The sequence below is a fragment of the Sphingomonas sp. 66-10 genome (genome assembly GCF_001897045.1).
GTDB lineage: Bacteria > Pseudomonadota > Alphaproteobacteria > Sphingomonadales > Sphingomonadaceae > Sphingomonas > Sphingomonas lycopersici.
Window position 1 is genome coordinate 68,496 of sequence record NZ_MKRR01000133.1, and the last position, 11,165, is coordinate 79,660.

9 protein-coding genes are annotated in these 11,165 nt (G+C 66.0%); 2 read left to right on the top strand and 7 right to left on the bottom strand.

Annotation, left to right across the window (positions count from 1 at the left end):
* Positions 1-384: LysR substrate-binding domain-containing protein (locus BGN95_RS14290; protein WP_286773046.1), on the top strand; the 384-nt coding region annotated here is incomplete at its 5' end.
* A gap of 24 nt (positions 385-408) precedes the next feature.
* Here BGN95_RS14290 and BGN95_RS14295 read toward each other — a convergent pair.
* The 7 genes from BGN95_RS14295 to BGN95_RS14325 all read right to left on the bottom strand — a co-directional run bounded on the left by BGN95_RS14295 (position 409) and on the right by BGN95_RS14325 (position 10,738).
* The gene (locus tag BGN95_RS14295; protein ID WP_286773047.1) at positions 409-2,070 is read right to left on the bottom strand and encodes an amidohydrolase; all 1,662 of its coding nucleotides are present in this window, start codon (positions 2,068-2,070) and stop codon (positions 409-411) included.
* On the bottom strand, positions 2,067-2,687 hold the full coding sequence (locus BGN95_RS14300; protein ID WP_286773048.1) for an FMN-binding negative transcriptional regulator: 621 nt from the start codon (positions 2,685-2,687) through the stop codon (positions 2,067-2,069). The genes BGN95_RS14295 and BGN95_RS14300 overlap by 4 nt, the downstream gene beginning before the upstream one ends.
* A 22-nt stretch (positions 2,688-2,709) precedes the next feature.
* Positions 2,710-4,488: an N-acyl-D-amino-acid deacylase family protein gene (locus BGN95_RS14305; protein ID WP_286773049.1), complete on the bottom strand. Its 1,779-nt coding sequence runs from the start codon at positions 4,486-4,488 to the stop codon at positions 2,710-2,712.
* Positions 4,489-4,518: 30 nt separating this feature from the next.
* Positions 4,519-6,051: a serine hydrolase domain-containing protein gene (locus tag BGN95_RS14310; protein WP_286773050.1), complete on the bottom strand. Its 1,533-nt coding sequence runs from the start codon at positions 6,049-6,051 to the stop codon at positions 4,519-4,521.
* A gap of 19 nt (positions 6,052-6,070) precedes the next feature.
* Positions 6,071-8,428, bottom strand: coding sequence for a TonB-dependent receptor (locus BGN95_RS14315; protein ID WP_286773051.1), 2,358 nt, complete (start codon positions 8,426-8,428; stop codon positions 6,071-6,073).
* A gap of 103 nt (positions 8,429-8,531) precedes the next feature.
* Positions 8,532-9,692 (bottom strand): serine hydrolase domain-containing protein, encoded by a 1,161-nt coding sequence (locus BGN95_RS14320; protein WP_286773052.1) that lies wholly within the window; start codon positions 9,690-9,692, stop codon positions 8,532-8,534.
* Between the two features lie 278 nt (positions 9,693-9,970).
* Positions 9,971-10,738, bottom strand: a complete 768-nt coding sequence (locus BGN95_RS14325) for an SDR family oxidoreductase (protein ID WP_286773053.1) — start codon at positions 10,736-10,738, stop codon at positions 9,971-9,973.
* A gap of 94 nt (positions 10,739-10,832) precedes the next feature.
* On the opposite strand from BGN95_RS14325, the gene BGN95_RS14330 reads away from it, so the two are divergent.
* Positions 10,833-11,165, top strand: a 333-nt coding sequence (locus tag BGN95_RS14330) for a cupin domain-containing protein (protein ID WP_502688296.1), incomplete at its 3' end; no start/stop codon positions are given.

Consider the following 11,165-nt stretch of genomic DNA (forward strand, 5'->3'; position numbering starts at 1 on the left):
GCCAATCTGCGCGATCATCGCTGCATCGCGCTGCGCGAGAACGACGAGGACGTGACATTGTGGCGGTTCGAGAATGCGCGCGGTGAGCGGATCAACGTGCGGATCGAGCCGGTGCTGTCGAGCAACGACGGCGCGGTGACCAAGGCGCTGGCGCTCGCCGGGGCCGGGATCACGGTCCGATCCGAATGGGACGTGGCGGAGGATATCGCCGCACGGCGGCTGGTGCCGCTGCTGCCTGGCTGGAAGCTCCCCGATGCCGATATCACCGCGATCCTCGGCCGCCGCGGCGAGCGGGCGGCAAGGGTGGACGATTTTCTCGGTTTGTTGCGTCGCTCGCTGCGGCCGGTGCCGTGGCGGCAGCGCGGCGGGCAGGTCGCCGGCTGAGCCGGTGCTGGCCGCGCCCCGCGATCATGCGGCGCTGTAACGCTCGACCCCGTCGACGAAGGTGCGCAGGACGCGCGTACCGGAATATTGCACCGGCGCCGCCGACAACAGGTCGCGATCGAGCACCACGATGTCGGCGAGATAGCCCGGCCGCAATCGGCCGAGCCGATCGTCCTGGAAGCCGGCATAAGCAGCGGTGCGGGTGTAGGCGGTCAGCGCCTGTTCCACCGTCACCCGCTGTTCGGGATGCCAGCCACGGGGATTGTTCCCGTCGATCGTCGCGCGGCGCACCGCCGCGTCGATCCCGGTCAGCGGATCGATCGGCGCGACCGGCCAGTCGGAGCCGAAACAGGTGGCAACCCCTGCCTCCAGCAGCGAGCGGAAGGCGTAGGTGCGCGTCAGCCGTTCCTCGCCGATCCGCTTGACCGCCCATCGCCCGTCGTCGATCGCGTGATAGGGCTGGACCGAGGCGATGACCTTCTGTCGGTGCATCCGCGCAACCGCGCCGGGCGACAGATGCTGCGCATGCTCGATCCGGAACCGGCGGTCGCGTGCGCCGTTGCGGCGGACGGCCTCGGCATAGATGTCGAGCACCGCGTCATTCGCCTCGTCGCCGATCGCATGGGTGGTGATCGCCAGCCCCGCGGCGTCGGCCGCAACGACCCATGCCCGCATCGTCTCGACGCTGGTGGACCAGACGCCGCGCGCGGCCGGCGCATCGGCATAGGGCTGGTAGAAGCGCGCGGTGCGGGCACCGAGCGACCCGTCCGAGACGCATTTCATCGCACCCCATCGCACCCAATCGTCGCCGCGCCCTTCCGCCCTGACCAGCGCGGCCATGCGTTGCCAGTCGGCCAGCGGTACAAATGAATAGAAGCGCAGACCGGTCGGCCCGGCCGTGCGCAGCCGGCGCACCGCATCGTGAACCGACCAGTCGACTTCGGTATTATGGACCTGCGCGACGCCGCGGGACAGGGCATAAGCGATGCCCGTCTTGATCAGCCTGTCCGCCTCTGCCGGCGCAATCGGCGGGATCGCTTTCAGCACGGCATAAGCGGCATTATCCTTGACGATGCCGGTCGGCTCGCCCCTGGCATCGCGCTCGATCACGCCGCCGGGAATATCGGGCGTGTCGCGGGTAATTCCTGCCAGCTTCAGCGCCACCGAATTGAGCAGCAGCGCGTGGAGATCGGTGCGCGGGATCGCCACCGGCACATCGGCGGTGACGGGATCGATCCAGCCGCGATCGGGCACCGCGCCGCCGAACCTCTGCTCATCCCACGGCCCGCCGAGCAGCCACTGGCCGGGCGAAAGCTGGCGCGCAGCCCGGCCGATCCGTTCGATGAATTCCGCACGCGTGGTTACCGTCAGCAGGTCCGGATGGAGAAGATCCGCCGACCCGCGGAGGAAATGCGTGTGGCAGTCGGTGAACGCCGGCATGACGAACGCGCCACCGCAGTCGATCACCCGCGTGCTGCGTCCGATCGAGCCGCGAACAGCGCCGTCGCCGAGTGCGGCGATCCGGTTGCCGGCGATTCCGACGGCGTCGCTACGCCCGCCGTCGCCGGTCCACACCCGGGCGTTGACAAGCGCGGTGTCGAGCAGCCGGCCGGCGGCGAAGGCGGTGCCGCACAACAGCGCCGCGGCGCCCGACAGGATCATGTCCCGGCGATCGACCCGTATCATTTCGGCTCTCCCCCATCGTTCCGCCGGGCGGCGAACCTCTCCATCCAGCTGCGCAATTCGGGATCGGGGTGGTGCGTAACGATCGCGCGAAAGGTTTCGGGCGGCTCGTCCTGCCCCAGCTTGAAACGCCCGTGGACGCTTTCCACCCGGGCGCGGAACCCGATGATCATGGCCGCAAGCTTGTCGCGGCGCGCGCCCAGTTCCGCCGCTCGCCACGGCCTCGCCCGCCCGTGCTCCTCCGCGTCGATCAATGCGTCGAGCGCGGCATCGGTCAGCGCCGCGTCAAAGGCCACGGCCGCGGCGATACGAAGATGCGCGAAGTTCCAGGTCGGCGCCCAATCGCGCCGGCCGGCATGTTCGGGCGAGATATAGCCATTCGGGCCGCTAAACAGGAACAGCGCGCGCGGATTGGCGGTCAACTGCGCATGGAGCGGGTTGCGGCGCGCCATATGCCCGATCAACGAGACCAGCCGCCCGGCGACATCATATTCGCCGATCATCGGCAGCTGGCAAACCGCGGCGGGGTCGGCTGCATCGCCGATCACCCATGCGAGCGGATAGCCGGCGATCAGCGCCGCGACATCCGCGTCCGAATATCGCTCGAAAGGTCCGCTCACGGTCGACCTCCGATGGCGGGGTTCATCGCGCGGCCGGGGTCGGGCAGCGCTGGTCGGGCCGGCGATCGGGCGACAGCACCTTGCCTGCCAGCGCCAGCGTCCGCTTGCCTCGATCGACCGCAAGACGGCCGTTGACGAGGACATAGTCGATCCCGTCGGGATAGACGCTCGGTTCGAGCGCGGTGGTATTGTCGCGCAGATGCGGCAGATCGATCACCGCGAGATCGGCCTTCATCCCCACCGCGATCCGCCCGCGATCGCCGATATGGACGATCGTCGCGGGAAGCGCGGTCATCGAGTGCACCGCCTGTTCCAGCGTATCGACGCCTTGCTGCTGGGAATAATAAGCGATGCGGCGCGGGAAGCTGCCGAACAGCCGGCGGTTGGTGTTGATATACTTGCGGCTGCCGGTCGCTTCCTCGGGCAGGATGATCCAGCCGTCGGTCGACGTCGCCGCCCAGGGCTGGCGGTAGAAGGTCTTGATATCGTCGTCGAGCATGCTGAACGCGCGCATCCGCGCGCCGCCCGGCAGGCTTGGGTCCCCCTCGCGCTGGAGCGCCAGGACGAGATCGGGCAGATCGAGCTTGCGCAGCGCCATCAGCTCTGAAAGCCGTTTCCCGACATAGGACCGATCGGGATAGGCGAGGACGACGATATTCTCCGGCCCGCCCTTCAGCGCGACGAAGTGGCGGATGTCTTCGATCAGATCTGCGCGACGGGTGGAATCTGCCGTCGCGAGCAGACGGTCGAGCCGCGTCCGATAATCGGATGCCGGCTGTGTCGCCCCATCGGCGCCGAACGCCCAGCGCGGGATGGCGACGAAATCGCCGTCGGAACCGCTGCTGTCATAAGGATAGACGTCCATGAACACCCGGTCGCCGCGATCGCGCGCCGCCTGCAATTTGGCGACCGGCCGCTTGGCCTCGCCGCGATAGCCGGGGCCCCACGCCTTCATGTGGGAAAACACCCCCGTCGCTCCGGCTTCATGCGCAACCGCCAGGACTTCGTCGATCGACTGATCGAGCGTGGGCGGTGGTGCGCCCCGGCTAGTGCTGGGCAGATACCACATCGGCGCGATGCCCTGGCTGCGCAAATGCGGAATGAAGATGCCATCATAGGCCGGCAGCGCGCGACCCAATTCGATCAGTTCGTGCCGATCGGCGTAACGGCCGCTGTCATATTCCAGGCCCAGCGAAAGGCCGAACGAGCCTTCGCAAGCCATATCGTGGCGGATGATATCCTGCATCCGCCGGATCTCGTCATCGTTCGCGGGCCGCTTCGCGTCGGCCGGTTTCATCACCAGCGCACGCAGCCCGTTATGCCCATTGGTCAGCGCGATGTTCGTGCCGATGCCGAGCGTTCGCATCCGCGCGCCTTCGTCGCGCAGCGAAGCGGGTTGCGCGCCGTCCGGGTTGCCCAGCACCGTTGTTACCCCCTGCGCGACATAATTCTGCCCCGCACGAAGCCGGGGGTCGGTCGACAGGAAGCCATGTTCGCCCGCTTCGTCGTCGGCGACATGCGCGTGCATGTCGATGAAGCCGGGGGTAACGATCCGCGCTTTGGCGTCGATGATGCGATCGGCGGCGGCGGCGGAAAGGTCGCCGATGGCGGCGATCACCTCGCCGCGAATGCCGATGTCGCCGCGGAAGCGCTTGCCGCCCGTGCCGTCGACGATCTCGCCGCCGCGGATCACGATATCGTAATGAACAGGCGACCCGCTCGGGCGCGCCGCTAGTCCCGGCCCCACCGCAATGGTGGCGATCAGCAGCGCAAGCGACGCGCAGGAGAGACGATACGGCATCGGGGTTCCTCTTTTGCCGGGTCGGCGGGATCAGCGGATCAACTGCGCGTCCATCGAATAATCGTCATTGTGGATGACGAGCCCGCTGACCTTGCCGTCATAGCCGCGGACGAACTCGACCTGCTCGACACCGTCGTCGGCCTCGATGAACCAGCTTCCGCCTTCCGGTATCAACGTATCTTCGAGCTTGTTGCCTTCGGAATCGCGATAAGTGACGCGGAGCCGATCCTCGCGCATTGCGATCTCGATGTCCTTTACGTCGAGCGAGAAGGCGAGCGAGCGCTGGCTGGCGATCGTCGATGGCGAAGCGACGCGGTAATGACCGACATAGGCCCGCAGCATGTCGGCGCTGGGCGTCGCCGCGGGAATGGTGATGCTGCCGCCCATCCGCCAGCCCTCGGCGGCGGCGACGGCGCGGCGGATTTCCTTCAGCAGCCCGTCACCGTTTTCGCCGTTGGTAAAGATGACGACGCCGTCGCCGGTGGCGAGATGGCCTTCCATCCACGCCTTGTACGAATCGTTCGATCCGCCGTGCGAGAAGATGCGGTCGACGCCGTGCCCGCTGAGCTGGGGGCCGAGGCCATAAGGGCTGACGCCGACCTCGGTCATCATCTGCTGCGCGGTGGCGTTGGCAAGGAAGGCGCCTTCGCGATCGTTATAGGATCGGATCATCGCGATCACGTAGCGGGCATAATCGGAGGGGGTTGTCCAAAGACCCGACGCGGCGATTTCCGGCATCGATTCGTAACCGCGCGGCAGCGCTCGCGCCGCGCCGTCCGGGCCGTGCGCCTTGGCGATATTGCCCCATTTGTCGGCGATCGTCGCTTCGTAACTGCTACGCGTCATGCCGAGCGGTTCGAACAGGTAGCGTCGTGCCGCGGCGTTGAACGCGATGCCCGAGACATCCTCTATCAGCAGTTGCTCGACGGTGATGCCGCCCCCCGAATAACGCCAGTGGCTGCCCGGCACATAGGTCACGCGGACCGGCGCGGTGACCGCCGGGGGGCGACCGTCGAGCGTGTCGAACACCGTCGGCAGTGCCGCGCCCGGCTGGAAATCGGGGAAACCGTGGACGGTGAGCCCGGCGGAATGCGACATAAGCCCGCGCAACGTCACCGGGCTTTGCGCGACCAGATCGTTCGCCGGCACCTTCCAGCGGCGCAGATAGGCGTTCACGTCGCGATCGAGATCGAGGATCCCGGCGTCCACCATCCTGAGCGCGATCCCGGCCGCGGCGACCTTGCTGACCGACCCCACCGAAAACATCGTATCGGCATCGACCTTTTCCGGTCGCCCGCGCTGCAGGACGCCATATCCTTTGGCCCAGAGGAGCTTGCCCCCGCGGATCACCGCGATGCTGACGCCGGGGACGCGCCAGTGCTCCATCCGTTCCTCGATCGTCCAGCGCGCCGGCACCTCGCCGGCGATGTCGAACGCCGGGCGCAGCCCGTTTTCGACTGCCGCTGCGCTTGCCGCCGAATTCGCGGCGCTGGCCTGGGCGTATGCGCCTGGCGCGACGCCAGCGCTCAACATGAGAGCGAGCAGCAAGGAAGGTAATTTCATCGCTCTGCTCCTTTTGCGTTCAATAGCGATACGAGATCGTCGCGCCGATCGTGCGCGGGCGGAAGATCACGTCGCGGAACAGCGCCGACGAGATCGGATCGTGGCTGACCGCGAGCCGGTCGCGAGAATTGAACAGGTTGTTGATGAACAGCGACGCGTCGATTCCGTCCTTGCGCACGCCCACCCGCAGCGCGGCGACATGGGTTGCGGCCTGGGAAGTGTCGAGCGGATCATAACCGATCGTCGCGACCCGGCCGTAATTCCACCCGGCGCCGTAATTATATTCGCCGTGAAGATAGCCACTGATCCCCGCACTCGACGCGAGGTCGGTTTCATAATCGCCCGACAGCGAGACGGTCCACGGCGCGACGAAGAGCGGATCGTCCTTCGAGATCACGATCGACCGCGAGCCGTTGCGCAGCACGCCGCCGTAGACCGTGTCCTTGTATTTCGCATCGGTGTAGCCGACCGATGCTTCCAGCGTGAGGCCGTGGACCGGGGCGGCGGTAATATGGAGATCGAAGCCGCGGCTGCGCGCGGCGCCGAGATTGCCGATGAAGGTGAAGCCGCACGAATTGAGCGGGATCGAGGCCTGGATATTCTGCCAGTCGATGTAGAAAGCGCTGGTCTCGATCCGCAGCCGGCGGTTGAAGGCGGCGCCCTTGACCCCGGCCTCGTAACTCCACACCGAGTCCGACTTGTAATCGGCCGGCGCGCCGCTGAGTCCGAGCGCGGCGAGATCCTTGCCGCAGGTCAGCGCCGGCACCGGGTTATTGCCCCCACCGGTCCGAAAGCCCTTCGCCACAGAGGCATAGAGCATCAGATCGCGATCGGGCTTGTATTCGATGCCGAACTTGGGGGTGACCGGGGTTTCCGACTGCCGCGAGCTGCCGCGGGTGACCTCGCCGTTGAACGGGCCGCCCTGCACATTGCTCGAACGGAATTTGGTACGCGCCACGCGCAACCCGGCGGTAAGCGTGAGCTGTTCGGTCAGGCTGAAGTCGAGCTGGCCGAAACCCGCGATCTGCTTGTCGCGTGATTGGTCATAACCGTAATAGATCACGTTGCCGGGCTGGACGAGCGGAATGCCGAACGCACCCTCGACCGTCGTGCCGAAAAGCGCCTGGGTCAGATCGTCGCCGTTGGTGATATGGACGTCCTCGGTCGCATATTGTTTGGCGTCCTGATAGAATAATCCGAATACCCACTTCAGCCGCCCGGTGCCGTTCGACTGCAGCCGCACTTCCTGCGTGAACACTTTCTGGCGGTTGTTCATCGCCGCGACCGACGGGCTCTTGCTGCGATAGGCGGCAAGATAGTCGCCGCCGAGCAATTCCGCAGTATAAGCGGTATAATCCACGTCGAGCGGATTCTTGCGATCGAAATAGGAAGTATTCGAGATCAGCGAAGCCGGCCCCAGATCCCAGTTCGCCGCCAGGCTATAGAGCAGATAGCGATCGCGCGACGGCTGGCGCAATGCCTGCCCGCTCTTGAACACGCCATTTGCCGGGTTCGAAAGATTGCGCCAGATCTGGTTGGAATCGCGGCCCTTGACCTCCTGATACAGGATTGCCGGCGTGATCTTCAGCCGATCGGTCGGCGCGAATTGCAGCGCGCCGCGCAATGAGATCGTCTCGAGCGCGTTGGCATTCTTGTCGATCTGCGCGCCGGTCAGCGGATCGACGCGGTCGATCCAGCCGCCGTCGCGTCGATAGAAACCACTGACGCGGAAGCCGAGCTTATCGTTGACGATCGGGCCGCCGATCGCCGCGCCGACCTCGTTGGTCGGGTCGCCGTGCTCGGTGAACGCCTGTTCGGCGCGCATATAGCCGCTGTATTTGGTCAGCGACGGTTCGGGGGTGATGAAGCGTACCGCGCCACCTTCGGAACCGGCACCGAACAACGTCCCTTGCGGTCCGCGCAGCACCTCGACCCGCTCGACATCGAAGATCGCGAGATAGGCGTTGGAGGAGGTGTTGCCCGCGCCGAGGGTGCGGACCTGGATCGGCGTATCGTCGACATAGATGCCGGTGGTGCCCGCGCCGACCGTCGAGGATATGCCACGGATCGAAATACGGGTCGAACCGCCCCAGGCCGGCGTGAAGGTCAGGCCCGGCGTGATCCGGCTGAGATCGCTTACATTGCGGATGCCGCGATCGTCGAGCGCCGCCTGACTCATCGCCGTGATCGCGATCGGGACATCGGCGATCGAGCTTTGGCGACGTGTCGCGGTGACGATGATATCGCCGACGCCGGCGCTGCCCGGCACACCCGTCTGTTCCGCGGCGCCCTGTTGTCCGCTTTCCGCGCGCTGCGCCTGTGCCGCCAGCGGCGCGAGCGCCGCGCCTGTCAGCAACGCCAGTTTCCAGACCGCCATATCGTCCTCCCTTTTGAATGCTGGATAAGAAGCGCGATGTTCTCGCGCGGCGCGTCGATGTCCGCCGCCCAATGGGAAGCGGCCGGGCGTCATTGTCGTTATGTTATCGGTGTCGTGGCCGCCGTCGCGATGTGACCGCGGCAGGCAAGGCCCGGATCACCGCGGCGCGAAACGCGGCCTGTCGTGCATGATGTTCGTCGTCACCGGCATTGGGCCAGGCACTGATCTCGGCGATCACCGTCTCGCGCCGCGGATCGACGTAGATATACTGGCCCATGATGCCGATCGCCGCGAAGGTGCCGGGCGAAGGCACCCACCATTGATAGCCATAGCCCAGATCGCCCTCGGCATGATCGGTATAAGCGCTGGTCGCCTGCGCCATCCAGCCGCGGGGGAGGATGGGTTTGCCTTCGACCATGCCTCCGCCCATCGCGAACAGGCCGATGCGGCCATAATCCCTGAGCGTGACGTTGAGGCAGCAGCCGCCGATCTCGACTCCACCGTCGGTCACCCAACTCGCGTCGCTCTCCATGCCGTAGCGCCGCCAGATCTTGCGCGACAGATAGTCGGCGAGGGGCTCGCCGACCGCGCGGGTGACGATGATGCCGATCATATTGCTCTCGCCGGTGCTGTAATGCCAGCGCGTGCCGGGGGGTGCAGCGCGGGGCAGTTTCTGCATCGTCGCGATCAGCGACGTGCCGCTGTCATGCGCCATCGACGCGGCGAGCCGGCCGACATCGGAATCGGGATCGGCATAATCCTCGTTCCACGCAACGCCCGAGCGCATCGTCAACACCTGGCGGATCGTCACCCCGTCATAGGCGCTGCCCTTCAATTCCGGGATATAACGGGTGACCGGGGCGTCGATGCCGGCGATCTTGCCGTCCGCGATCGCCGCGCCGAGCAACGTCGAGGTCAGCGATTTGGCGATCGAGAAGGATATCCAGCGATCTTGCGGCGTGATCCCCAGCGCATATTTCTCGAGAACGATCCGCCCCTTATGGATGACAAGCAGGCCGGCGGTGCGATTGCGCGCCATATAATCGTCGGCCGAACCGCTTTCCGCCCCGTAGCGATAGGCAGGGCGGATCGCGGCGGCCGCGACGGGCAACGGGCGGACCTTCGCTCCGCGCCGCACGATATGCGTCGAGAAGATGCGGTCGATGTGGCGGTAACCCGCGACCTGCGCGTCGCCGCGCCATTGCAGAAGCGCCTCCCGCTTCGGCAGTTGCTCCGCGACCGCGCCGCCAGCCTGCGTTGCCACGGCGATCGCGGCCAATCCGGACAAGAGCTGTAATTTCCCGCGGTACACGGTCCCTCCGCCCCCATTTCGCCTCGTCGGCAATCTTATGGCGACCGCGCGGCGCGCAGCCGTCGCCGGCCAACATCAACCTGACGGTCAGTCGCGGCGTTCGCTTAGGCTTGTATCGCCGCACGGCGCGAGCGCCACACCGCCTCAGCTTACTACTGCCTTAAGATGAAGCTAAACACGGACGCAGCGAGGAGTACGCTGGCAACGTAATTTCTACCGAGCTTCGCGGATCATCCGTCCAACTCTTTTCGCCGCATCCGGGCCAGGGCGACCGCATCATCACCCGCGGGAAAGTGCAACGTGCCGGTGGTATCATGGACCGCGTTCCACACCGCCTCGGCGACGTCGCCTTCCTTCGTCGTCATCGGCGGGTTGGCGAAGGCGTCGAGGATCGGCTGCGCGAAATCGGCATAACCGCCGGGGAGAAGGTCCCCGACCGGGATGATCGCATTCGCGCCGAACCGGGTGGTCGGCGCATAGCCCGGCTCGACAAGCTTCACGGAAACGCCGAAATGGCCAAGCTCGTGCGCGAGCGAGGCCGAGAAGCCCTCGATCGCCTGCTTGGTCGCGGTATAGGCCGCGGCGAGCGGAAATGCGCCGAGCGTCACGCTCGACGTTACGTTGACGAGGATGCCCGACCGCCGCGCGCGCATCTGCGGAATGACCGCCCGGCACATCGCCATGACGCCAATCGTATTGGTCTCGATCAGCTGGCGAACCAGCGACATCGGCATCGCCTCGAACGCCCCCACTCCACCGACTCCGGCATTGTTGACCAGCACGTCGATCGGGCCGGCGGCATCGATCAGCGCGGCAATGCTCTCGTCGCTCGTCACGTCGAGCGGCAGGACGCGCAGCCGGCCACTCCGATCGTCGAACAACGCCGGATCGGGGCGCCGCATCGTCGCGATGACATTCCAACCGCGCGACAGAAAGAATTCGGCGGTCGCCTTGCCATAGCCGGACGAGGCACCGGTAATCAGGATCGTTCGGGTCATCATCTGTCTCCTTGGGTCGATTGATACCGAGATAGACAGGCAGGTACGGACGATCTATAATTCAACGTCCAATATTGATTACGGATCGTCCACGATGGATCCCCTGAGCGATATGATTGCGCTGCTTCAGCCGAGCGCCGCCGTGTCGAAGCCGATCTCGGCGCGTGGCGAGTGGGGCGTGTGCTATGCGGCGCATGACGCACCCGGTTTCACGATCGTTCTTGCCGGCGAAGCATGGATCGCATTCGACGGAAAAGAGCCGCTACGCCTCGTCTCCGGCGATTTCGTGCTGCTGCCGACGACTCCGGCGTTTTCGCTCTCGAGCAAGCCGGGCGCCCCCTGCATCGCGGTCGAGCCGCGCAACGCGGCGGTCCGTCACGGCGACCCGCAGGGCGACCCCGATTTCGTCGCGCTCGGCGGGAGCTTC